This window comes from Pedobacter namyangjuensis (genome assembly GCF_003313325.1).
GTDB classification, from domain to species: domain Bacteria; phylum Bacteroidota; class Bacteroidia; order Sphingobacteriales; family Sphingobacteriaceae; genus Pedobacter; species Pedobacter namyangjuensis.
In genome coordinates, this window is record NZ_QMHQ01000003.1 from 842,754 (window position 1) to 866,353 (window position 23,600).

The 23,600-nt window shown below is 36.4% G+C and carries 22 protein-coding genes; 11 read left to right on the plus strand and 11 right to left on the minus strand.

The genetic code is table 11. From position 1 onward, the window contains the following. Positions 1-16: 16 nt before the first annotated feature. From lepB to DUT69_RS15465, 5 genes are read right to left on the minus strand one after another with little or no spacing between them, the layout of a single operon-like run. A complete protein-coding gene (gene lepB, locus DUT69_RS15445; protein ID WP_113654132.1) occupies positions 17-1,204 on the minus strand; it encodes a signal peptidase I in 1,188 nt (395 codons plus the stop codon). A gap of 3 nt (positions 1,205-1,207) precedes the next feature. Further along, positions 1,208-1,951 carry a 4-hydroxy-tetrahydrodipicolinate reductase gene (gene dapB, locus DUT69_RS15450; RefSeq protein WP_113654133.1) on the minus strand — a complete coding sequence of 248 codons (744 nt, stop codon included), beginning with the start codon at positions 1,949-1,951 and terminating at the stop codon, positions 1,208-1,210. Further along, positions 1,948-2,610 carry a DUF5683 domain-containing protein gene (locus DUT69_RS15455; protein WP_113654134.1) on the minus strand — a complete coding sequence of 221 codons (663 nt, stop codon included), beginning with the start codon at positions 2,608-2,610 and terminating at the stop codon, positions 1,948-1,950. The genes dapB and DUT69_RS15455 overlap by 4 nt, the downstream gene beginning before the upstream one ends. Continuing rightward, positions 2,610-3,515, minus strand: coding sequence for a ParB/RepB/Spo0J family partition protein (locus DUT69_RS15460; RefSeq protein WP_113654135.1), 906 nt, complete (start codon positions 3,513-3,515; stop codon positions 2,610-2,612). The genes DUT69_RS15455 and DUT69_RS15460 overlap by 1 nt, the downstream gene beginning before the upstream one ends. A 9-nt stretch (positions 3,516-3,524) precedes the next feature. Then, positions 3,525-4,328 carry a ParA family protein gene (locus DUT69_RS15465; RefSeq protein WP_113654136.1) on the minus strand — a complete coding sequence of 268 codons (804 nt, stop codon included), beginning with the start codon at positions 4,326-4,328 and terminating at the stop codon, positions 3,525-3,527. Positions 4,329-4,506: 178 nt separating this feature from the next. On the opposite strand from DUT69_RS15465, the gene DUT69_RS15470 reads away from it, so the two are divergent. Beyond that, entirely contained in the window at positions 4,507-5,028 is a 522-nt protein-coding gene (locus tag DUT69_RS15470) for an NADPH-dependent FMN reductase (RefSeq protein WP_113654137.1), read from the plus strand. A 28-nt stretch (positions 5,029-5,056) separates the two neighbouring features. Here the strand turns inward: DUT69_RS15470 and DUT69_RS15475 are convergent, their stop codons facing one another. Next, positions 5,057-5,512: a hypothetical protein gene (locus tag DUT69_RS15475; RefSeq protein WP_113654138.1), complete on the minus strand. Its 456-nt coding sequence runs from the start codon at positions 5,510-5,512 to the stop codon at positions 5,057-5,059. 45 nt (positions 5,513-5,557) lie between these two features. On the opposite strand from DUT69_RS15475, the gene DUT69_RS15480 reads away from it, so the two are divergent. Continuing rightward, on the plus strand, positions 5,558-7,189 hold the full coding sequence (locus DUT69_RS15480) for an ABC transporter substrate-binding protein (protein ID WP_113654139.1): 1,632 nt from the start codon (positions 5,558-5,560) through the stop codon (positions 7,187-7,189). Between the two features lie 497 nt (positions 7,190-7,686). Here the strand turns inward: DUT69_RS15480 and DUT69_RS15485 are convergent, their stop codons facing one another. The 5 genes from DUT69_RS15485 to DUT69_RS15505 all read right to left on the minus strand — a co-directional run bounded on the left by DUT69_RS15485 (position 7,687) and on the right by DUT69_RS15505 (position 15,095). Then, entirely contained in the window at positions 7,687-10,089 is a 2,403-nt protein-coding gene (locus DUT69_RS15485; protein ID WP_113654140.1) for an outer membrane beta-barrel family protein, read from the minus strand. Between the two features lie 257 nt (positions 10,090-10,346). Continuing rightward, a complete protein-coding gene (locus tag DUT69_RS15490) occupies positions 10,347-10,994 on the minus strand; it encodes a hypothetical protein (RefSeq protein WP_113654141.1) in 648 nt (215 codons plus the stop codon). A 3-nt stretch (positions 10,995-10,997) separates the two neighbouring features. Further along, positions 10,998-11,495 (minus strand): RNA polymerase sigma factor, encoded by a 498-nt coding sequence (locus DUT69_RS15495; protein WP_113654142.1) that lies wholly within the window; start codon positions 11,493-11,495, stop codon positions 10,998-11,000. Between the two features lie 152 nt (positions 11,496-11,647). Beyond that, positions 11,648-14,557 (minus strand): leucine--tRNA ligase, encoded by a 2,910-nt coding sequence (locus tag DUT69_RS15500; RefSeq protein WP_113654143.1) that lies wholly within the window; start codon positions 14,555-14,557, stop codon positions 11,648-11,650. A 121-nt stretch (positions 14,558-14,678) separates the two neighbouring features. Continuing rightward, positions 14,679-15,095 carry a hypothetical protein gene (locus DUT69_RS15505; RefSeq protein ID WP_113654144.1) on the minus strand — a complete coding sequence of 139 codons (417 nt, stop codon included), beginning with the start codon at positions 15,093-15,095 and terminating at the stop codon, positions 14,679-14,681. 225 nt (positions 15,096-15,320) lie between these two features. Here DUT69_RS15505 and DUT69_RS15510 point away from each other — a divergent pair, with 225 nt between their 5' ends. From DUT69_RS15510 to DUT69_RS15555, 9 genes are all read left to right on the plus strand, one after another. Continuing rightward, entirely contained in the window at positions 15,321-16,199 is an 879-nt protein-coding gene (locus tag DUT69_RS15510) for a cell division protein FtsX (RefSeq protein WP_113654145.1), read from the plus strand. Further along, entirely contained in the window at positions 16,199-16,426 is a 228-nt protein-coding gene (locus DUT69_RS15515; RefSeq protein ID WP_113654146.1) for a DUF3098 domain-containing protein, read from the plus strand. Before DUT69_RS15510 ends, DUT69_RS15515 begins: the two co-directional genes overlap by 1 nt. A gap of 6 nt (positions 16,427-16,432) precedes the next feature. After that, on the plus strand, positions 16,433-17,227 hold the full coding sequence (locus tag DUT69_RS15520) for an undecaprenyl-diphosphate phosphatase (protein WP_113654147.1): 795 nt from the start codon (positions 16,433-16,435) through the stop codon (positions 17,225-17,227). 28 nt (positions 17,228-17,255) lie between these two features. After that, positions 17,256-17,984, plus strand: coding sequence for a tRNA pseudouridine(55) synthase TruB (gene truB / locus DUT69_RS15525; protein WP_394341259.1), 729 nt, complete (start codon positions 17,256-17,258; stop codon positions 17,982-17,984). Positions 17,985-17,987: 3 nt separating this feature from the next. Beyond that, entirely contained in the window at positions 17,988-18,851 is an 864-nt protein-coding gene (locus tag DUT69_RS15530) for a YitT family protein (protein ID WP_113654149.1), read from the plus strand. Positions 18,852-18,862: 11 nt separating this feature from the next. After that, positions 18,863-19,834 carry a bifunctional riboflavin kinase/FAD synthetase gene (locus tag DUT69_RS15535; protein WP_113654150.1) on the plus strand — a complete coding sequence of 324 codons (972 nt, stop codon included), beginning with the start codon at positions 18,863-18,865 and terminating at the stop codon, positions 19,832-19,834. Between the two features lie 477 nt (positions 19,835-20,311). Next, complete coding sequence (locus tag DUT69_RS15545; protein WP_113654152.1) at positions 20,312-22,549, plus strand: cation:proton antiporter domain-containing protein; 2,238 nt, start codon at positions 20,312-20,314, stop codon at positions 22,547-22,549. Positions 22,550-22,654: 105 nt separating this feature from the next. Beyond that, a complete protein-coding gene (locus DUT69_RS15550; RefSeq protein WP_240186734.1) occupies positions 22,655-23,056 on the plus strand; it encodes a group III truncated hemoglobin in 402 nt (133 codons plus the stop codon). After that, on the plus strand, positions 23,053-23,493 hold the full coding sequence (locus tag DUT69_RS15555; RefSeq protein WP_113654153.1) for a hypothetical protein: 441 nt from the start codon (positions 23,053-23,055) through the stop codon (positions 23,491-23,493). Before DUT69_RS15550 ends, DUT69_RS15555 begins: the two co-directional genes overlap by 4 nt. Positions 23,494-23,600: the final 107 nt, after the last annotated feature.

A 23,600-nucleotide genomic window follows, 5' to 3' on the forward strand; every position in this document is an offset into this window, starting at 1 on the left:
TGTCAATTTCTATTTTTTAGTTTATACCTCTAAAAAGTCTACTCCATCTAATTTTACTAAACCAAGATCCCTCACCGTCAAAGCTCATCCAAATAAACAAAGCTTTACCTACAATGTGATCTTCTGGCACAAAACCCCAAACCCTTGAATCTGCAGAATTATGGCGATTGTCACCCATCATCCAATAATAATCCATTTTAAAAGTATATTCTGTAGCTTTCTTTCCATTTACCAACCAGTCTGCACCAACTTTTTCCAACTTATTGCCTTCGTAAATTCTAATACTTCTTTCGTAAAATGGCATAGTAAGGCTGTCCAATTTAATCGTCCAACCTTTTTTAGGTACGATGATAGGACCAAAATTGTCCACGTTCCAAGCATATTTACGATTATGCGGAAAAATATCCTGATCATACTGTCCCTTTGGAGCTAAACCTTCGGTAACCGATTTTACATATTCTGAAGATTTAACTTTTGCGATAAGTTCTGGCGTTCCATCAAACTGATAACTGAAATTATCCATTTGAGAGATTTTAAAACCCATTTCCTGAAACGGTGTTAGGTTAATCTCAGACGTTTTAAAAGTTACCATGTACGATACAAATCCTGTATTTTTCAAAGGTTCTTTTTTACCATTAACAATAGCAACGCCACCCTCCATTGCAACGGTATCACCCGCAATTGCAATACAACGTTTAATAAAGTTCTCACGCTTATCAACCGGTCGGCTGGTTATTGGATGTGTAGAATTAACTTCCTGCCATCCAAATCTATCTACCATGCGGTAGTAGTTATCATTTTGTGCATCCAATGCAACTGTATCTCCCTCTGGAAAATTAAATACAACAACGTCGTTTCTTTTAATGTCTTGGAAACCTGGCAACCTTCTGTATTTCCACTGAACGCCATCATAATATGCCTTTGTAGTAGCAGTTAGCGGTAAGGTATGGTGCGAAAAAGGGAAAGCTACCGGTGTCATCGGAATACGAGCACCATAGTTTACTTTACTTACGAATAAAAAATCGCCCACCAATAAAGAGCGCTCCATTGAACCCGAAGGAATGGTATATGCCTCTATAAAAAATACTCTGATAATGGTTGCCGCTACAACTGCAAAAATAATTGCATCTGTCCATTCTCTGGTTTTGCTTTTTTTCTTTTTGGGTTGATTGTTATTATTTTTCTTCCAGAATTTCCAGTTCATATTTTAAGCATTAAAATTAAAAACATCGGCAATGTTATAAAAGCCTTGTTTATTTAATAGCCACTCTGCCGCTACTACTGCTCCTAAAGCAAAGCCAGCTCGGTTGTGTGCGGTGTGTTTTATTTCGATATCATCAACCTCAGAACTGTAAACAACAGTATGTGTACCCGGTACGTTTTCTATTCTGTGCGATTCGATTAACAATTGTTCGTTTTTAATTACATCAGGTATTGGTGTGCCGACAACTTCATTTAGCCATTCGCTTTTGCGCTCTACCTCATCTATAATTCCTTCGGCTATTGTCATTGCCGTTCCGCTTGGTGCATCAAGTTTCTGCGTATGGTGTATTTCCTCAACTTGCACATCGTAAGCCGGATAATTGTTCATCAGCTTTGCCAATACTTTGTTAAGGTGAAAAAATAAATTTACCCCGATACTAAAGTTAGAGCCATAAAGTAACGCATTGTTACTCTTAAGGCAATCATTTTTTATTTCTTGTAAACTACCGTACCAACCAGTGGTACCAACAACAACTGGCAAGCTAGCCTCAAAACATTTGTAAATGTTGTCTACCGCAGCGTCTGGCGCACTAAAATCTATTGCAACATCTGCTTTTTTTAGATTCTCCTTGTTTAAATCTGCCAAATTATCAGCAGTAATTTTTAACACAATTTCATGACCTCTTTCTAAAGCAAAACGTTCTATAATCTGACCCATTTTGCCATATCCTAATAAAGCTATTTTCATAATTTGAGCGTAAGTTTTAATGCAGGTGCAGGTACAAATCCATACATTGTAGAAGAATTAATTATTGATGGAGAAATTTTAAATGCTAAACTTTCATCAACATTGAAATATTTTAAACGAGCTGCTACATAAGCATCTAATGCAGCTACGCCATAAAGCCCAACCAAACTAATCAATACTACTTGGCTGTTTCTTTTGTATATGTTTTTTGCAATGGTTAACTGATCAACGTTGGTATAACCCGCTAAACCGGTGTTTGGGTTTGGCAAAGTTGGATCGGCCCGATATTGCAATTCTGCCAAAAACCTTTTGTATTCTGCTCTATTATCGCCGTAAGAAATTACTAAAATAGTACCCCCAGCGTAAATGGCTGCCAGCTTGCCTAGTATATATATTTTCTGCCCTACCCTTTTGCCACTTTGCTCGCCACTTTTTATGTCGGCTACTTCTAGCTGGTAGTTATAAATTTGACCCAAGCCGGGAAACATTAGCGAACGGTGAAAAGCTTTACGGCCGGCGATTTTTCCCTTGTTAATGTATTTCGGCCCATCTAAGGTATCTAATTTCGAATCGGATACCGGCGGTTTTTTGACAGGATCTTGCGCCTTTGCTGTTGCAAAAGTTAACAAACAAAATATAGGGATTAGTAACGATCGCATTACCAATCTAAAAGTTCTAAAATCCTGTTCAAATCTTCGTTAGAAACAAATGGAATCTCGATTGCCCCTTTACCGTTATCGTTAACCTTTAGCTTAACTTTGGTCGAAAATTTAGAAGCTAAGTCTTTTTGTAATTTTTGATATTCGAACGAAGTTCCTTTTGCCACACCTTTAATAGGTTTTACTTGCACATGGTGGATACTTCTTACCAATTCCTCTACCTTACGTACTGAAAGTCCTTTATCTAAAATTTCCTGGTGGATGAACAACTGTTTTTCAACCTCTTCTACGTTGATTAAAGCACGAGCATGACCCATAGATATTTTACCATCGCGAATAGAAGCCTGAATAGCTGTTGGCAATTTCAGCAATCTTAAATAGTTACTTACCGTTGTACGATTTTTACCTACGCGTTCGCCAAGTTGCTCGGGTTTAAGGTTACATTCGTCAATCATCATTTGAAAACTCAGCGCAACTTCAATTGCATTTAAATTTTCACGCTGAATATTTTCTATCAATGCCATTTCTAGCATTTGCTGGTCATCCGCACTGCGAATGTAAGCTGGAATTTGTGTTAAACCTGCAAGTTTAGAAGCCCTTAACCTACGCTCTCCAGAAATCAACTGGTAAGTAGATCCGTTTTTCCTAACGGTAATAGGCTGGATTAATCCTTGAACCTTTATAGATTCGGAAAGTTCGTTTAAAGCAACCTGATCAAACTCTGTACGAGGTTGATAAGGGTTGGTTTCGATATCGTTTATGTTTACATGGCTAATGCTACCAACTTGTATGGTTTGCTCAAACGTATCGGTTGCAGTTTTAGCAGGTGCGTTAACTGATTCGTTATCATCTAAAAGTGCACTTAATCCTTTTCCTAAACCTGTTTTTCGCTGAAAAGACGTCATCTAAATATTTTAAAGGTTTGCTGTAGTTAACTCTTCATCCGCAACAACTAATCCGTTTTTACGAACAATTTCTCTTGCTAAATTTAAATAATTGATAGCACCTTTGCAGTTTGCATCATGCATAATTACCGATACACCATAACTTGGCGCCTCACTTAAACGTGTGTTACGCTGAATAATGGTATCAAATACCAAATCCTGGAAGTGTGTTTTAACCTCCTCAACTACTTGATTTGATAAACGTAACCTAACATCGTACATGGTTAGCAAAATACCTTCTATCTCTAACTGAGGATTTAAACGGTTTTGTACAATTTTAATTGTGTTCAATAATTTGCCCAAACCTTCCAATGCAAAATACTCGCATTGTACCGGTATAATTACAGAATCTGCTGCGGTAAGTGAGTTAATGGTAATTAAACCCAAAGAAGGCGAACAATCGATGATGATGAAATCGTACTGATCTTTCACTTTCTCCAAAACCGCCTTCATTTTGTATTCTCTACTACTTAGATTGATCATTTCAATCTCTGCACCAACTAAATCAATGTGTGCTGGCAGTAAATCTAAATTAGGCGTTTCAGTTTTTACAATTGCATCTGCCGGCTCAACGTCGTTAATAATGCATTCGTAAATACTATTTTTGATGTTTCTTGGATCGAATCCGATACCAGAAGTAGAGTTAGCCTGCGGATCTGCATCTACCAATAAGGTTTTGTATTCTAAAACCGCCAAACTGGCTGCTAAATTTATAGACGAAGTGGTTTTACCTACACCGCCCTTTTGGTTTGCTAAAGCAATTATTTTACTCATCTATCTTTTAAAAAATTCGCCAAAACTTAGGTTGACTTTATTTTACAATATTTAGCTAAAAAAAATGCTATTTTTGCACTAATTAAGCACTTTTTAACAATTAGCTAAGATACAAACTTAAACACAAAATTAGTATTAAAGCCACAAGTGTTTTGCACATCTTATTAACAATTTTGGCATGGTAACAATTATATCCGGTACGAATAGAAATGCAAGTAATACGCTAAAAATTGCGAAATATTATCAAAAAGAACTGCTTAAAAAAGGCCTATCAACAGAACTGCTTAATTTACAAGACTTACCAGAAAACCTAATAGCATCAGACCTATACGGTAAACGAAGCAAAGAATTTGAAAAAATACAAGAATTGGTAGCAAATACCACTAAATTTTTGTTCGTAATACCAGAATATAACGGCAGTTTTCCCGGTGTACTTAAAACCTTTATCGATGCCTGTGCTTTCCCAGAAAGCTTTTACGAAAAGAAAGCTGCTTTAGTTGGCCTATCGTCTGGAAAATACGGAAATATTCGTGGTGTAGAACACTTTAATGGCGTGTGTGCTTATCTACATTTGCACGTAATGCCATTGCGCATCCATATTTCATCAATTAAGACAGAGCTGGATGAAAATGATAACTTATTTAAAGACGACACGCTTAAGTTCACAAACGAACAAATGGATAAGTTTGTAAAATACTAAGCCTAATGCTTAAACTTCAAACTAAAAACTAACCTGCAAAATTAACCCATTTCTGGCCCTCGTTGCCGAAAACAAAAAATCCTGGATGCAACATTTCGGCAATATCTTCTAAATTGCTTACCAAATCTGCCGGTTGTTTGGCTAGCACCACACTATCATCTACTATATAAACTTTGTTGTAGGTTACCGCTGGCCATTGTGGCGAAATAGCACTTGCAACGTTGCCCAGCAAACTGCCAATATTGGCTTGATGCTCAAAATAAATAATCACTTTGGCTTCCAATGCTATCGGCACAATTTCTCCACCGGCAAGCTCTATTAAATGGTTTAAAGCCGGCTGCACCTCATTGTGGCTAGTAAAACAAATTACAGGAACTTTAGCTATGAACTTTATTTTATGCGTTACAATGTCAACACGTTCTTGCAGTTCTTCTCGCAAATTGTCATCACTTTCGCTATTTATAAGTTCATTTAAAAAAGACATCTGAATTTATTTATTAATTTGTACAAAAATAGTATTCCTAAACCGATGCGTAGAATTATAAAAGAGATATTTTGGTTTTTTTGCTTTTTACTTTTGCTCTCTTGCGGTAAAAAGGAAAATAACGACAATAGAAAAACCTTTAATATTAACCTAGATCAAAACCTAACCTCCTTAGATCCAGCTTTTGCCAGAAACCAAAATGCAATTTGGATGATCAATCAGGTTTTTAATGGGTTGGTACAAGTTGATAGCGCATTAAACACCATTCCTTGCATTGCAAAAACGTGGCAAATTTCGTCAGATAATTTAACCTACACCTTTAATTTAAGAGATGATGTTTATTTTCATGATGATCCGATTTTCGAAAACGGCAAAGGACGAAAAGTTACCGCATCGGATTTTGCCTATAGTTTTTATCGCTTAATTGACCCTAAAGTTGCTTCTTCTGGCGGATGGATTTTTAGCGATAAAGTTAAAGACGCCAATAGTTTTAAAGCGGTAAACGACACCACCTTTCAAATTACACTCGTTAAACCTTTCCCAGCCTTTATGCAATTGCTCACAGCACAATACTGTTCTGTTGTACCAAAGGAAATTGTAGAACACTATGGCAAGGATTTTAGAAACCACCCGATTGGAACTGGGCCTTTTAAATTTAAGTTTTGGAAGGAAGATGAAATTCTGGTGCTCTTAAAAAACGAGAATTACTGGGAAAAGGATGGTGATAAAAGATTGCCCTACCTGGACGCAGTTAAGGTTACTTTTATTAGCGATAAACAGAGTGCTTTTATGAATTTTATTAAAAAAGATTTAGACTTTTTTAACAGTGTTGATGGAAGTTACCGAGACGACATTTTAACAAAAAGTGGCAAGAAAACTACCAAATACAAAGACAAATTTCAGCTTTTTACCGGCCCTTATCTGTGTACAGAATATGTAGGAATTTTGGTCGATACATCTAAAACTTTGGTTAAAAATTCGCCACTGCGTATAAAAAAAGTAAGGCAGGCGGTTAATTATGCTATAGATAGAGCAAAGCTGATTAAATATCTACGAAATAGCATCGGCACGCCGGCAACAAGTGGCTTTGTACCCAAGGGGATGCCTGGTTTTGACAGCACACGTGTTAAAGGATATGATTATAACCCGAAACTTTCTGCTAAGTTATTGGCTGAAGCTGGTTTCCCGAACGGAAAAGGTATGCCGGAGGTTACTTTAAGCACCTCTACCACCTATCGGGATTTGATAGAATTTATACAGGGAGAGTTAAGCGCAATTGGAATTAAAGTTAAAGTTGATGTTGCTCCAAGCGCTAGCTTACGCGACTTGATGGCGAAGAACGAAGTAAACTTTTTCCGAGGCTCGTGGATTGCCGATTACCCGGACGGCGAGAATTACCTTTCTGTTTTTTACTCGAAAAACAAAGTGCCTTTTGGCCCTAACTATACTGGCTATTTTAATAAGGAATTTGATAGACTTTTTGAGCAAAGCTACTTTGAAAGCGATCCGAAAAAACGTTACGAACTTTATTATAAAATGGATAATATGGTAATGGAACATTCTTCTGTTGTACCAATTTTATACGATAAAGTTGTGGTGCTTTTGCAAAACAATATCAGCGGTTATCCCATCAACCCCTTAAGTTTAATGATTTTGAAAAAAGTGAAAAAAGGCTAGTTTGAGTTGCTGGTTTTGCATTGACAGTTATGGATTTGGGTTAGCCCCCACTTGCTTTAATATCGCGTCTTTCCCGCGTGGGCGGGAATCTTAATGCTAACAAAACTTTTTATCATTACGATTGACAGTCGAGCTGGCAATGACGAACTATGGAATACATATGTTAAAGATGATTTCTGCTCCCCGCAACCATGCCCAAGCACCTCCAGCTTTGTTAACTAAACCCGGTTGAAGCGGAAATCCCCGATTTATCGGGGTAAAGCGGAAAACGGGGCTAAAAGTGCGATGAAATGCTGACATCGTTTTTCAAACAAATAAAAGCTTAAAAAAAGCGTTGTAAAAAAGAAGCCTCTGATGCAATTGCACCAGAGGCCGATATTATATTTGGTTGTTTTGAATCAATTCGTAATCTAAATCCGCAGATTTAAATTTTAGCGTTTTTCAAAGATAGAAGAAATCTTTGCACATAACGAATTTAATCGTAACCATTTTGTTACCTACTGCATTCCGCCCATTTGACCACCACCTTGCTGTTGTTCTTGTTTTACGTCGTCGTTTTTAATTTTCTTCTTTTCTGTAAATTTAAGTTTACCGAAAGAATAGCTAAAGTTGACGCCGAATGAACGTAAAGGATAGTAAATATTTGAGCTTTGGAAGCTTCCGTTTGTGGTATTCTCTGTTTTAATGTGCAAATCGCGATTGAAAGGATTTAAGGTGTTGATACCAATAGAGCCTTTTTTCTTCAAAATTTCTTGTTTTAGCGCTGCGCCATAAAAAACCATTGCATCTGTTTTGCCTTGAAAAGTACGGCGTGGAGAGTTTACAACTCCAAAAAACTCTAAGCTTAAACCTTTGCTAAAGGTAGTTGCCGATCTTAAAAACACATTATAGTTTAAATAAGTTGGTGTATTTACACCTGTAAAATCGTTGCTTACGTTGTAGGTATTTACTCCAATGTTAGTCATTAAAGTCCATTTTGGCTTAGGATTGTACGATGCGAATACGTTAGCGCCAAAAGTTTCTGAAGTACCCACATTAATGTAAGTTGTTAAAATTTTATCTATTCCGTCTTCTACAATTGGCGATATTGCGCTTTCGATAATGTCTTGCGTACGGCGATAATATACCGAGGCGTTAATCATTGATGATTTTGGATAAACCGAATAACCTAGCTCGATGTTATCGCTTAACTCCGGATCTAGGTTCGGGTTACCTTCCGAGACACTGAAGCGATTAGCCTCGTTACGGAACGGGTTTAAGTAGAACAAACTCGGACGTTGCACACGACGGTTGTAACTTAACTTAATTGTGGACCCGCCTTTCAAATTCTGCGAAAGCACTACGCTAGGGAACAGGTTAAAATAATCGTTTTCAATTGGTAAGCTGTTAGCAAATACCCCGTCAATTTTGGTGTATTCTGCTCTTAAACCACCTTTAACCTGAATCTTTTTAGTAAGGTTAAAACTTAACACACCGTAAGCCGATGCTACATCTTGGTTATAATCAAAATCTTGCGAGTTTTCTGTGTAATCACTTTTAATATCCCTAAAAATACCTTTAACACCAGTTTCTAAAGTAGTTTTTTTAGACAACGGCAATACGTAATCCGTTTGCGCAGTGTATTCGTTATTTTTACCTACGTTATTATTTAACAAAGTGAAATCAGGCACGCCACTAGCTCTAAAAATGTTGGTATAATCTGTTGTATTACGACCTTGAGACCACTGGCCAGAAACCGTAAACTCTTCGCCTACTTTTTTGGTGGTTAATTTGTAATCTACGTTCCAATCCATGTTGTTAAAACCCATATCCATATTAGATATGTTGGTAGATGGAATGCCATTTATGAAAATATCATTTTGACCAGGACCACCATTATTGAAGTGGCTATATTTAATATTAGAACTAATGTTATTGTAAGCATTAATATCGTAATCTATACCTAAACTACCATTATAACCCGGACGTTCCCATTTAGAATAACCGTTTTGAATGGTTGTGGTAGTGCCTGTTTGGTTAAACATTTCTACCCTTGTATTTTGAGGATAAGCATAACTACCACCTAAGGCCGTGTTTACACTTAAACGATTTGTTTTGGCTGTTAAGTTAAATGACCCGTTGTTTTGGCGTGTTCCGGCTGCCGCATTTACACTTCCACTAACACCTTGTGCATTAGATTTTTTAGTGATGATATTGATGATACCTCCAGAACCTTCTGCATCATATTTAGCAGATGGACTTGTAATTACCTCTACACTTTTGATTTGCTCTGCTGGCAACATTTTTAACGCATCTGCAACGCTATTAGCCATGGTTCCAGATGGTTTTCCGTTAATTAAAACCCTAACTGCACCACCACGCAATTGAACATTTCCGTTTACGTCTACAGATAGCATCGGTACTTTGCGCATTACATCGGTTGCATCGCCACCGGCGTTGGTTGCATCTGCTTCAGCATTGTAAACCAAACGGTCTATTTTATTTTCGATGATTGCTTTTTTACCTTCTACAACAACCTCATTTAAATTGTTAGATGTTGGCGAAAGCAATACATTACCCATATTATTATCTGGCTTTGCTGGTGTTGTTTTTACAATTACACTTTTGTTTTTGTAACCGATAAAACCAATAGCCAATTTATATTCGTCGGGCGTAACGTTTTGTAAAGTTATTTTCCCTTTTGCATCAGTTACCCCTCCATTTACAGTTTTGCCGTCTTTAACTTTTACTAGCGATACCGTCGCGTAATCTATAGGCTGGTTAGTTAATGAGTCTAAAATTACTGCGGTAATACGACCTGTAATTTTGGTAGCTGTGCCACCGCCGCCCATGCCAGGAATTTGAGCATTTGCGCCTAACGCGATAAATAAACCTGCACAGATTAGTAGAATTCTTTTCATTTGTTTTTGTTTGTATTTTTGAATTAGTCTAACAAAAGTATTTTTTGTTACACGCAAGGAGAAGTAATATCTGACCACCGGAATCTTAAAAGCGGTGAGTTGCAAAAATTAGTCGGCGAATGGAGCGTGAGGAAAATTCTGATGTATTAGGGTTGTTAAATTGTTTATTGTTGAATTGCTTTTGTGTAATATCCGCATAAAGCAAAAACGATAATTCGAAAAAGATAACCAGTAACACGAAACCGGCAACAGACCGATTAACCTTTTTCAAACTCTTTGATTTCATCGATAAACTTGCCCGACTTTAAAATCGCATTCCACTCTGCACCGTAAAACATCATCCTAAACCATCTTTTGTTAATGTTTTTTAGGTTGATATTTTTGTAAAACCAAATGCCTACATAGGTAAGTAGCGCAACTATCGGAATTTGGATAAACCAGAAAGCTAATGGCCTTTTGTCTATTAGTTCAAAATTTATATTCCATGTAGCAAAAACGGGAAATTGTAAAAAGCACACCGCAATAACTTTTAGAGTTGAGCTTTGTAGTTTGGCCATTTTCTGTTGCATCTGCAAGATGTCTTCACTCCGATCTATTTCGTTGATTAAAACCAATTGGCGGATGTACATACCAACAGCAATTATGGTTACTACCAAATGAATTGCGACAGAAACATTGATAAAAATTGACGCAAACGAACTAAGGTGATAAAGAAAATAGGCAATTAGTGCAATATATGCTAGCCCAACGAAAACCGCTATCCATTTATAATTTCTAGCTGGTTTTAGTGCCTTTTTTGCCTTTTGTTGCTGCAGTTCTACCAGTATCTTTTTATTAAGAGAAAGTGACTTTTCCAATTTCTCGTCGTATTGTTTCCACAGGTTAATAATTTCTAAATTTTCCATCGTTTAATCTTGTTTTGAAAATCGTTGTTTCAATTGATCTTTAATTCGCCCAACTTTGGTAGCAACGTTAGTAGTAGTTATACCCATAATGTCGGCTATTTCTTTGTGTGATTTTTCTTCGAGGTAAAGGATGATTAAGGCCTTGTCTAATGGCTTTAACTCATTTATAAATTGTTGCAAAGCAGATAGGTTTTTCTCTAAGCCCTCTTCTAGTTTCTCCTCTGCAACTTCAATAAGTTGGTCGCCCATTAAAACGGTTTCGGTAGATTTCCCTTCCTTGCGATAAAACGAAATGGCCACATTTAAGGCAATACGGTACATCCAAGTAGAGAGCTTAAAGTTGCTATCATATCTGTCCCAAGATTTCCATAGCTGGAAAATAATTTCTTGTGCTAAATCTTCTCGGTCAACCGCATTTCTACAATACGAATTGCAAATTTTAAATATGATCCGTTTGTTGGCATCGATAATTTCAAGAAAATCTTTTTGAACCTGCTGCATTAATTTTTTCTAATCACTTGCACTATTATTCGATGGAAATTCAAAAATATCACAAGTAACGCGAAATATATTTTTTAGCCAAAGAAAAAGCCACAGACTACAGGTTTTTAATCTGCACATCTGTGGCGATCTAATATCTAAATACTGTGTACTTAAACTACAATATTTACAATTTTGCCTTTTACAAAGATGATTTTTTTAGGTGCTTTGCCTTCTAAATATCCTTGAACTTGTTCATTAGCCAAAACCGCAGCTGTTGCTTCGTCTTGTTCTAACGTTAAGCTCAAGCTCAAATTCATTTTCATTTTTCCGTTAATAGAAATTGGATATGCAAATTCTGCTTCTTCTAAATGAGCTGGGTTAAATGTTGGATACGGAGTATGCGATAAATCTTTATTACCTAACAACGACCATAATTCTTCGCAAATGTGAGGCGCATACGGAGAAAGAACCACTACCAAATCTTCCAACACCTGACGGTTTTTGCATTTCAAATCAGTTAATTCGTTAACCGCAATCATGAAACTAGAAACTGATGTATTGAAAGAGAAACGTTCCACATCGTCCTGTACTTTTTTAATGATTTTATGCAAAGCTTTTAACTCGGCTTTTGTAGGAATAGCATCATTTACAATGAAAACCCACTCTTCGTTGTGGAACAAACGCCAGAACTTACGCAAAAATTTAAATACGCCTTCAATTCCATTTGTATTCCAAGGTTTGCTTTGCTCTAACGGACCTAAAAACATCTCGTACATACGTAAAGTATCTGCTCCGTATTGTTCAATCAAAACATCTGGGTTAACCACATTAAATTTCGATTTAGACATTTTCTGTACTTCTGGTCTTAATTGCAAATAGCGTTTTCCAGCATTGTCAATTCTCCATATTACATCTGTTTCCAAATCAATTTGAGCGCCATCTTTTCCAGAAAGAAAATTCCAAACAGGTGCGATTAATTGTCGGAATCCTTCGTAATAAAGTCTATCAGTTTTAACGTCAGCTTTATCAATTGGTATTATGGTTTCACGATTAGCAGAAATTACTCTAAAAGTGTTCCCATTTATGATAATATCTGAAAGATCTTTTTCATCAAATGATGCATACTTCCAAAAAACATCAGACTCATTATTAATATCTTGATAAGCAATTATCTTAACAAAAAGAGAAACTCCCTGTATCATCCCTTGGTTAATCAATTTTTTGAAAGGCTCTTCTTCGTTTACATAACCTAAATCCTTCAAAAATTTGTTCCAGAAACGGCTATATAATAAGTGACCAGTTGCATGTTCAGAACCACCGATATACAAATCAACATCTTTCCAGTAGGCAATTGCCTCTTTTGAAGCAAAATCGCATTCGTTTTGCGCATCCATGTAGCGGTACCAATACCAACTACTGCCTGCCCAACCTGGCATAGTGCTTAATTCGTATTCGTATTGATCTTCGTATTTCCATCCTTCGGCTCGGCCCAGTGGTGGCTCGCCACTTTCAGTTGGTAAATATTTATCAATCTCTGGCAACATTAATGGCAATTCTTCTTCTTTAACTAAATAAGGCAAACCATCTTTAAAATAAACAGGAATTGGCTCTCCCCAATAACGCTGGCGACCGAAAATCGCATCACGCATACGGTAGTTAACTTTTGCTTTACCAACACCTTCACGCTCTAACCAGTGGTTTAAATAAGAAGTAGCTTCTTTGTATCCGAAATTATTAATAAAATCAGAGTTGATGTATTTACCCTCCTTGGTTGGGTCTGCTTCTACTTCAATATCTTTTTGTGCATCTAAAATTTGGATAATCGGCAAATTGAAATGTTTAGCAAACAACCAATCGCGTTGATCGCCACTTGGCACGCCCATTACCGCACCAGTTCCGTAACCAGCTAAAACATAATCGGCAATCCAAATTGGCACCAATTCGTTGTTAACGGGGTTGATAACGTAACTTCCAGTAAATGCTCCAGAAACAGTTTTAGTATCCGCCATGCGGTCTAGTTCTGATTTCTTTTTAGTTTGTGCAATATAGTTTTCGATATCCGCTTTTTGTTCATCGGTAGTTAAGGCACTAACCAAATCGTGCTCTGGAGCTAAAACGATGAAAGAAACTCCGAAAATAGTGTCTACACGAGTAGTGAAAACCTCGATGTAATCTTGAGTTAAAAGACTTGAGTTTTGAGCATTAATCTTAAATCTTACTGAGGCTCCAACACTTTTTCCAATCCAGTTTCTTTGCATTTCTTTAACTGGTTCTGGCCAATCGATGGTATCTAGACCTTGCAACAAACGCTCTGCATATGCAGAAATACGCATGCTCCATTGCATCATTTTTTTCTGCTCTACCGGATAACCGCCACGCTCAGAGAAACCATCTTTCACTTCATCGTTAGCCAAAACCGTCCCTAACGCAGGGCACCAGTTCACGGTACTTTCCTTTAAATAAGTTAATCGGTATTTTAAAAGTTCAATTTGTTTTTCCTCTGGAGAAAATGTAGCCCAATCGCTCGGCATAAAACTACGTACATCTTCATCGCAAACTGCTTTTACATCGGCACTGCCGGCAGCATTAAATTTCTCTATTAAGGTAGTAATATCCTCTGCCTTGTCGGTTTCTAGGTTGTACCAAGAATTAAACAATTGCATAAAAATCCACTGCGTCCATTTGTAGTAACCCGGCTCGCTAGTGCGTACTTCCTTGCTCCAATCGAAAGAAAAACCAATTTGATCTAACTGACGGCGGTAGGTTGCAATGTTTGCTTCTGTAGTTATAACTGGGTGCTGCCCCGTTTGTATGGCGTATTGCTCTGCGGGTAAACCGAAAGAATCGTATCCCATTGGATGCAAAACGTTGAATCCTTTTAGTCTTTTATATCTCGAGAAAATATCTGAAGCGATATAACCCAGTGGATGCCCAACATGTAAACCCGCTCCCGATGGATAAGGAAACATGTCTAATACATAATATTTTGGTTTTTCAGAACTTGTATCAGCTTTAAACGTTTGGTTTTCGGCCCAAAACTTCTGCCACTTTTGCTCTATCTCTTTAAATTGATAATCCATTAATCTTCACTTTCTTAAATAGTTGCCAAAAATAAACAAATTAAGCTATTTTTCGGACTTACGTAAAACAAAAACGCCACCTTAAAAATTAAGATGGCGTTTATATAAATTAGTATGGTATTTACCTTGTTAAATAATAGGTTTCGGTAACCGCCGGACTCACTCCAACCCTTGTTCCGGTGAACTGAAATGCTCGCTCACTGATACTTACTACTTTGCATTCTAAATCTTTTGCCGAGAAGTCTAAATAAAAAGAATTGTTTAAGATTACCGCAAAAGAACCACTAACCGTGTTGTTTGCGCCCAATCTTAATTCTACCGCATCATCGTCGTTATCTTTAAAATCGATATAGTCATCTGCAGTATAATTTGTAGTTACTACGGGATCTGACCCAATTTTTACATCTATTTTGGTAATAGACCATTTACCTAACATTTTGGATCTTAAAGGCTTTGTGGCCTCATCTTGTTTTTTACAGGCGCTAAAACCTGCAACAAACAGCAACATAACTGCTACTAAGGTTAATCTTTTTCTCATTGATTTTAGTTTTTAATTAGGGATTTGCGTTAACCTCAGCATTTTCTTCAAACCCTATGCCAATTAAGTTTGTTAATAAATGTTAAAATAAGCAAGCACTTGGCTCTATTGATGTAAATTGCTTAGGTAGAACTTGCAATAAGGCATTTTGCTCGAAAACAAACGCGTTATTATTTAAGTTTTTGCTTATCTTTCTTTATTTTCGCACAAATAAAATACAAGTACATGGAAGAATTTGAAGTAAGTGAGGCTTCTAAAAAGACCAAAACAGTATACATATCTACTATTTTTAGCATTGCATTAGTTTTATTAATGCTTGGTATGCTTGGCCTAATACTAGTACACGCCAAAAACCTTTCTAACTATGTTAAAGAAAACATCGTTTTAAATATTATTGTTGATGAAGGTGCGAAAGAAACAGATGTATTAGCTTTTCAAAAAGAGCTAAATGCTAATATCGAAGTTAAACAAACCCAATATGTTAATAAAGAAGTTGCACAACACAACCTTACTAAAGATTTAGGTGAGGATTTTGTAAATTTCTTAGGTTACAATCCCCTTCTTTCTACTATCGATGTTTATCTAAAGGCTGATTATGCAAACAATCAAAAAATTGATGCCTTAAAGAAGAAAATAGAGAAAAACCCAATTGTTAAGGAAGTAGTTTATCAAAGCTCTTTAATAGATATGGTTAACAAAAATATTAGTACTATTAGTTTGGTGGTTTTAGGTTTTGCACTTATCCTACTGGTAATAGCGGTTGCATTAATTAATAATACTATTCGTTTGGCAATTTTCTCGCAAAGATTCTTAATCAAAAGCATGCAGTTAGTGGGCGCTACCAAGAATTTCATCCGTAAGCCTTTTATTTTAGTGGCAGCTTTACATGGTTTAATTGCCTCTTTTATTGCTATTATTATCCTATTGGGATTACTTTATTACGCTCAGAAGGAAATTCCTGAAATATTGATTCTAAGAAACTATACCGAATTCGGAATTGTGCTAGTTGGCATGGTTGCAGTAGGTATTTTAATTACTTCTATGAGTACGCTATTTGCAGTTAGCAGATATTTACGATTAAAAATTTACGATTTATACAGATAATGGCTCAAAAACAATCAGCTCCTGCAAAGCAGGAACAAAAAACAGAATTGGTTTTTACTAAAAAAAACTATCAGCTATTGTTAATTAGCATTGCTATTGTTGTGCTAGGCTTTATTTTAATGATTGGCACAACTGGCGATATCTATGATACCAGAAGAACTTTAATTGCCCCTATGGTAGTTTTGTTTGGTTTCGGATTTGGTATCTACGCTATCTTAAAAAAATAAGGTTTAATGAATTTGATTCAAGCTTTAATCCTTGCTATAATTGAAGGATTAACAGAGTTTTTGCCTGTCTCATCAACCGGCCACATGATTATAGGTACTGCTTTGATGAATATGGAGCCTACTCCTTTCGTTAAGCTTTTTACCATCGTAATTCAACTGGGCACTATATTATCTGTATTAGTACTTTATTTTAAACGTTTCTTTAAATCGCTTGGTTTCTATTACAAACTTGTAGTTGCAGCCATACCAGCTTCAATTTTAGGATTGTTATTGAACGATTTTATAGACTCTTTATTAGAAAGCCCCTTAATGGTGGCAGCAATGCTAGTTATTGGAGGAATTATACTACTTTTTGTTGATAAATGGTTTAATAAACCAACTATAGAAAACTCGGATGAGATTACCTACAAACAATCTTTTATAATTGGCCTTTATCAATGTTTGGCGCTAATCCCCGGTACTTCTCGTTCTGCTAGCACAATTGTAGGCGCCATGACGCAGAGCCTTACACGCAAGGCGGCTGCCGAATTTTCGTTTTTTTTAGCCATACCGATGATGCTAGGCGCTTCGGTCGTTAAACTATATAAGTTTGTAAAAGAGGGCCATACTTTTTCTGGCGAAGAAATCAATCTGCTAATTATCGGCAATGTGGTTGGTTTTATTGTGGCCATAATAGCGATAAAAACATTTATCAATATTCTTACCAAACACGGCTTTAAAGCTTTTGGTTGGTACCGCATAATAGTTGGGCTTATCATTATGGCTTTATTGCTTTCTGGCCACGAACTATCAATCATTTAATTATTACCTTTGCGAAAAATTAACTTTTATTTTGAGCGATAGAGAACATACTACTTTTCCCAACTTTGATTTTGCTGCAGGCGAACTTTTACTGATCAACAAACCATACAAATGGACATCGTTTGATGTGGTTGGGAAAATCAGAAATTCTTTAAAACCTTTAAAGCTGAAAGTTGGCCATGCCGGAACTTTAGACCCATTGGCAACCGGGCTTTTAATCATTTGCACCGGCAAATTAACCAAGCAGATAGATACGTTTCAAGCCGAAGAAAAGGAATATACCGGAACAATGGTTTTAGGTGCAACTACCCCATCTTTCGATTTAGAAACTGAAATTGATGCAACCTTTCCAATAGACCAAATTACCGAAGCAGCTATTTATGATGCAACAACTCCTTTTATTGGCGATATAGCGCAATACCCACCTGCACACTCCGCTGTTAAAGTAAATGGCGAACGCCTATACGTTAAGGCAAGATTAGGCGAAGAGGTTGAACTGCGCAAACGTTATGTAAATGTTAGCGCATTCGAAATTACTAGAATCGAATTGCCTGAAGTAGATTTCAGAATTGCATGTAGCAAAGGAACTTACATTAGATCTATAATATCTGATTTTGGGAAACAACTTAACAATGGCGCCCACTTAAGCAAACTAACTAGAACCAGAAGTGGTAACTTTTTATTAGCTAATGCCTTTGAAGTAGCCGATTTGGTTCAGTATATTCGTTCTAAAAAAGAAGAGGCTACAAATAGTTAAGCTATGCAAAAACTTGTGCTAAATAATAAAACACGTTTGCTAAAGGAAATTGCCTTTATTTGCGCAGGTGTAGTTTCTGCATGTTTTGGATTAAAGAGTTTTCTAATGCCAAGCCATTTTATAGATGGCGGTGTAACGGGTATTTCGCTACTTACCAGAAGCTTAACCGACTGGAATTTATCCTATTTAATTGTCGCAATCAATATTCCTTTCATTATTCTTGGCTACAAACAGATTGGAAAAGTATTTGCCATAAAAACCGGCATCGCAATAGCGGCTTTATCAATTTCGCTTATCGTTTTACCTTTTCAACCAATAACACACGAAAAAATCCTAATTGCCTTTTTTGGAGGATTTTTTTTAGGTGGAGGAATTGGGCTTGCCATGCGTGGCGGATGTGTTATTGACGGAACTGAAGTTCTAGCGCTTTACATTAGTAGAAACAGCCAATTAACCGTTGGTAATATTATTCTTATTTTAAACATTATCATCTTCGCCTTTGCGGCGTATTTTGTAAATATTGATACTGCTTTGTATGCAATTCTTACTTATCTCTCCGCATCTAGCATTATAGATTATATTGTAAATGGTATAGAAGCCTACACCGGCGTTACCATTATTTCTGATAAAAACGAAGAGATAAAAAACTACATCATTAACGAAATGAAACGTGGTGTAACTATTTATAAAGGTACAGGTGGTTATCTAGAGAAGAAAGACATAGACATCATCTACACCGTTGTTACCAAACTAGAAATGAGCAAATTACAATCGGCAGTACGAGAAATTGATGCTGATGCTTTTATAGTGCAACAGCAAATTGCCGACATTAAGGGTGGAGTTGTAAAACGCCAAGCTTTTCATTAACACAACATACTTTGAAAATATATCATCAGCTTTCTGAGTTTAAAAAATTAGACAATGCCGTTGTAACCATCGGTACTTTTGATGGCGTACATTTTGGCCACCAAAAAATTGTTAAAAGACTTTGCGAACTTGCGAAAGCAAAAGGTGGAGAAAGTGTAATTCTTACTTTTTTCCCGCACCCGCGGATGATTATAGACCCAGAGAACCAAGACTTAAAGCTGATAAATACAATTAGCGAAAAAGCTGAGATTCTAGAAAAACTTGGAGTAGATCATTTAATAATTACCCCATTTACCAGAGATTTTTCAAATCTTAGCCCTGGCGAATACATAAAAAACATTCTTATAGAAACTATTGGTACCAAACACATTATTGTTGGTTACGACCACAGGTTTGGAAAAGATAGAAAGGGTGGCATGGCCGAATTAGTTGCTTTTGCTGAAACTTTCGACTACACCATCGAGGAGATTCCGGAACAGGATATTAACGATGTAGCAGTTAGCTCTACCAAAATTAGAAATGCTGTGCTTGAAGGAGATGTTGCTTTAGCAGCAACTTATTTAGGTTATAATTTTTCTATCAACGGTCCAGTTATTAAGGGCGATAAAATTGGCAGAACAATAGGTTTCCCAACGGCAAACATATTTGTAGAAGAAACCTACAAATTAATTCCAAGCGATGGAATTTATGCGGTAACTGTAGAAATGGACAGCGAAACCGAAGTTAAAAATTCACCAAATACCTCAAGCTCCAAACCTTCAACATTTTTTGGGATGGCTTATATCGGGCAACGCCCAACCATTAACGGAATGACGCGTAATATTGAAGTAAATATTTTTGATTTCGATCGTGAAATTTATGGACAAAACATCAAGATGAATTTCTTAAAATTCTTGCGTCACGATGTGAAGTTTAACGGTTTAGCGGAGTTAACCTCGCAATTGCACCAAGACAAGTTAGATGCTTTAGCATTTTTTAACTAGCGCTAAAACAGCGTCAATCTTCACTCAAACCGATTTTATTTAGTATATTTAGGGCAATGAGGTTTTTGATAACTTTTGTTCTATTGCTTTCTTTTCAATCTTTTGTGTTTTGCGACCAAAAGAACAGGACGCTTAGTGACGTAAAAAAAATCAATAATAGCATTGCTTTAAAATCTCCGGCTTTTTTCAAGTTATTAAAGAATGATCGAACTGCAGTAGATTCCTCATCAGCAGAAACTCCGACAGATAAAATGAGCGCCAAAGTTCCTCGCGTTCAGTCCTTTTTTCTACCTTTTATCGTAGGCATTGAAATATCTATAGATTTTCCGCGTACTATAATTCCGGGCCTTACTAAAATTGCAAACCATAATTATTATTTCGTTTTCAATTGCCTGTATCCAAAACATAGCTTCTGGTAACTAATACGATTCGTATACAAGCAAAATTTAGTTACCCGCAAAAAAATATTCCTTCTTTATGATTCACTTACCTGTATTAATTGCAGATTTAGGACTGATACTTGCCGCAGCCGGCATAACCACACTTCTTTTTAAAAAAATAAAACAGCCTTTAGTTTTGGGCTACATCTTAGCAGGCGTTTTGGTTGGTCCATACATCAACTTTATGCCAACCGTTACCGACCATAAAAGCATCACCATTTGGGCAGAAATTGGAGTAATCTTTTTACTTTTTAGCTTAGGCTTAGAATTCAGCTTTAAGAAACTTGTTAAAGTTGGCGGTTCGGCATCTATTACAGCCATAGTTGAAGTTGTGTTTATGCTTCTCATCGGTTTTGGTGTAGGTAAAATGTTAGGCTGGAGCACAATGGATAGTATCTTTTTAGGAGGAATATTATCTGTTTCATCAACTACAATTATCATAAGGGCTTTTGAAGAGCTTGGCGTAAAACACAAGAAATTTGCTGGCTTAGTTTTCGGGGTGCTTATAGTAGAAGATTTGGTTGCAATTTTACTTTTGGTATTACTCTCTACTTTAGCGGTTAGCCAGCAATTTGCCGGCACTGAAATGCTAATTTCTATCTTAAAATTGGCATTTTTCTTAGTGCTTTGGTTCTTAGCGGGGATATTTTTAATTCCAACTTTTTTAAAGGCTACCAAAAAACTAATGAATGATGAAACGATGTTAATCGTTTCGCTTGCACTATGTTTGGTAATGGTACTTTTAGCGGTTAAAGTGGGTTTCTCTCCGGCACTAGGCGCATTCATTATGGGCTCTATACTTGCCGAAACCACGCAGGCAGAAAAGATTGAACATTTAACAAAATCCGTAAAGGATTTATTTGCTGCCATATTCTTCGTTTCTGTTGGTATGCTAATAGATCCGAGCATTTTAATTGAATATGCGTTACCTATTGTAGCGGTAACGCTAGCCACGGTTTTAGGTAAACTGATTAGTTCTAGTTTGGGCGCTTTGCTTTCTGGCCAGCCTTTAAAAACATCGGTACAGGCCGGTATGAGTTTAGCTCAAATTGGCGAGTTTTCTTTTATTATAGCAACGCTTGGTGTAACCTTAAAGGTAACCAGCGACTTTCTTTATCCAATAGCCGTTGCCGCCTCGGCAATTACAACATTTACTACGCCATATTTGATAAAAGTTTCTGAACCTTTCTATAACTTCTTAGTTAAGATTTTACCCAAAAAATGGCTTGATGCTATTAACAGATATAGCTCAAGTACAGAAGGCATTACTACTTTTAGTGATTGGAAAATCCTGCTAAGGGCTTATACTTTTAACACCATTATACACGGCGTAATTTTGATTGGCATTGTTTTGCTATCATCTAGGTATTTACAACCATTTATTACTGAGAATATTATTAACGGCGATAACGGAAAAGTTATTACGTTAATTGTTACACTAATTATAATGGTGCCATTTTTATGGGCATTAGCTATAAGAAGAATTGAAAGAAAAGCTTATTCTCACCTTTGGTTAAACAAAAAATATACACGTGGACCGTTGATAGCTATAGAGTTTCTAAGAATTGCATTAGCTATCTTCTTTGTTGGATTCTTGATTTTCCAATTTTACAATACATTTATAGCAGTTTCGATAGCACTTGGCTTAATCATAGTTGGGATGATTGTATTTTCAAGAAAGTTGCAGGCATTTTACGAGCGAATGGAAAATAGATTTCTACATAACCTAAATGCTAGAGAAGAAGCTAAAAAACAACCAGAAATATTACCTTGGGACACGCACCTTTTAGAGCTAACGGTTGCTCCAGAATCTAAGTTGGTAGGACAAACTTTGGTAGATTTATCTGTTAGGGAAAAATACGGAATTAACATTGCCCTGATTGAAAGAGGGAAAATCATGATTCCAACACCGGGACGGGATGAAAGACTTTACCCGAATGACAAAGTTTTGGTTATTGGAACGGATGATCAGTTAGCAGCCGTACAGCCTTTGTTTATGGGTGAAACGGAAGAAGAAGATGGCAAATCGTTCCCAAAACAAGATATGTCATTACAAAAGGTTGTTATTAATAGCTCTTCTCCTATTTACGGGCAAACCATACGTAGCTCTGGAATTAGAGAAAAAACACAAGGTTTAGTTGTAGGTATAGAACGAAGTGGACAACGTATTTTGAATCCAGACTCTGATCTGGTTTTTGAAAATGAAGACATTGTTTGGATTGTAGGTAACAACAAGAAAATTCCTGAATTGCTTAAACCTGATAAGCTTGCTTAAAATTATTTTAAAACTTAAATGATTTTAATCATAATAATAGAAGATATAAAACTCCTTTTGCAACATTAGGCTTGTTATTTTTGATTTAAAATTAAAGCGAAGCTGATGAACGCAATCGAAAAACATGATATAGGTACACTAGATGACATTAAATTGCTAGTAGATACTTTTTATGGAAAGATTAGGAAAAACGAACTCTTAGGTCCAATATTTAATGGCATATTGAAAGATCGTTGGCCAGCGCATTTAGAAAAAATGTATCGTTTTTGGCAAACGGTTTTGTTAGAGCAACATACCTATACGGGAAGTCCTTTTATGTCGCATGCTAAATTGCCTGTAGAAAAATTGCATTTTGATACTTGGTTAAAAATTTGGTATGCTACAGTAGATGATTTTTTTAAAGGTTCGAAAGCTGATGAGGCGAAATGGCGTGGTGAAAAAATGGCCGAAATGTTTTTGTACAAAATAATCTACTACCAAAATAATTCTGCTACGCCTATTTTATGAAGTTAAAAGTTGAACAACCCGTTGCCGTGGTTTGTACCTTTGTATGGATAGGCTTTGTATGCTCGATTAGTTTTCTAGAAGCTTGGCTTAAATTTAGAGCTCCAGGCGTTACACTACCTATTGGTTTAGGTATTGGGAGATTAGTTTTTGCTGCCCTAAACAAAGTTGAATGGGTTTTAGCCTTAGGAATTTTAATTAGCATTTCTACCAAACCTACTCTTATAGCACTTAAAGATAAATTGCCTTTTGTTATTACCATTGTATTTTTAACTATACAAACAGCTTGGTTATTGCCCGCATTAGACGCCAGAGCAGAAATGCACATTAACGGAGAAAACGTTACGCCGTCAAACCTGCATATTTACTACGTAATAGCAGAAGCAATTAAAATATCTGCATTATTTTACTTCGGAATAAAATTATTTAAAAAGTATTAGCAACTGGCTTTTGTAATTTGCTAATCAAGCTTTGATCTTTGCAAAAGCCTTGCTGCCTAAACCCGACAGTAACGGAAATCCTTTTTTGATTGCAGACTCTTAGATTA

Coding starts and splice junctions, on each gene's coding strand:
- DUT69_RS15555 (WP_113654153.1), top strand. CDS start 23,053: ATGAAGTTAAAAGTTGAACAACCCGTTGCCGTGGTTTGTACCTTTGTA.
- DUT69_RS15515 (WP_113654146.1), top strand. CDS start 16,199: ATGGCTCAAAAACAATCAGCTCCTGCAAAGCAGGAACAAAAAACAGAA.
- DUT69_RS15550 (WP_240186734.1), top strand. CDS start 22,655: ATGAACGCAATCGAAAAACATGATATAGGTACACTAGATGACATTAAA.
- DUT69_RS15455 (WP_113654134.1), bottom strand. CDS start 2,610: ATGCGATCGTTACTAATCCCTATATTTTGTTTGTTAACTTTTGCAACA.
- DUT69_RS15475 (WP_113654138.1), bottom strand. CDS start 5,512: ATGTCTTTTTTAAATGAACTTATAAATAGCGAAAGTGATGACAATTTG.
- DUT69_RS15465 (WP_113654136.1), bottom strand. CDS start 4,328: ATGAGTAAAATAATTGCTTTAGCAAACCAAAAGGGCGGTGTAGGTAAA.
- DUT69_RS15530 (WP_113654149.1), top strand. CDS start 17,988: ATGCAAAAACTTGTGCTAAATAATAAAACACGTTTGCTAAAGGAAATT.
- lepB (WP_113654132.1), bottom strand. CDS start 1,204: ATGAACTGGAAATTCTGGAAGAAAAATAATAACAATCAACCCAAAAAG.
- DUT69_RS15510 (WP_113654145.1), top strand. CDS start 15,321: ATGGAAGAATTTGAAGTAAGTGAGGCTTCTAAAAAGACCAAAACAGTA.
- DUT69_RS15520 (WP_113654147.1), top strand. CDS start 16,433: ATGAATTTGATTCAAGCTTTAATCCTTGCTATAATTGAAGGATTAACA.
- DUT69_RS15470 (WP_113654137.1), top strand. CDS start 4,507: ATGGTAACAATTATATCCGGTACGAATAGAAATGCAAGTAATACGCTA.
- DUT69_RS15490 (WP_113654141.1), bottom strand. CDS start 10,994: ATGGAAAATTTAGAAATTATTAACCTGTGGAAACAATACGACGAGAAA.
- DUT69_RS15500 (WP_113654143.1), bottom strand. CDS start 14,557: ATGGATTATCAATTTAAAGAGATAGAGCAAAAGTGGCAGAAGTTTTGG.
- DUT69_RS15480 (WP_113654139.1), top strand. CDS start 5,558: ATGCGTAGAATTATAAAAGAGATATTTTGGTTTTTTTGCTTTTTACTT.
- DUT69_RS15485 (WP_113654140.1), bottom strand. CDS start 10,089: ATGAAAAGAATTCTACTAATCTGTGCAGGTTTATTTATCGCGTTAGGC.
- DUT69_RS15545 (WP_113654152.1), top strand. CDS start 20,312: ATGATTCACTTACCTGTATTAATTGCAGATTTAGGACTGATACTTGCC.
- DUT69_RS15505 (WP_113654144.1), bottom strand. CDS start 15,095: ATGAGAAAAAGATTAACCTTAGTAGCAGTTATGTTGCTGTTTGTTGCA.
- DUT69_RS15495 (WP_113654142.1), bottom strand. CDS start 11,495: ATGCAGCAGGTTCAAAAAGATTTTCTTGAAATTATCGATGCCAACAAA.
- DUT69_RS15460 (WP_113654135.1), bottom strand. CDS start 3,515: ATGACGTCTTTTCAGCGAAAAACAGGTTTAGGAAAAGGATTAAGTGCA.
- dapB (WP_113654133.1), bottom strand. CDS start 1,951: ATGAAAATAGCTTTATTAGGATATGGCAAAATGGGTCAGATTATAGAA.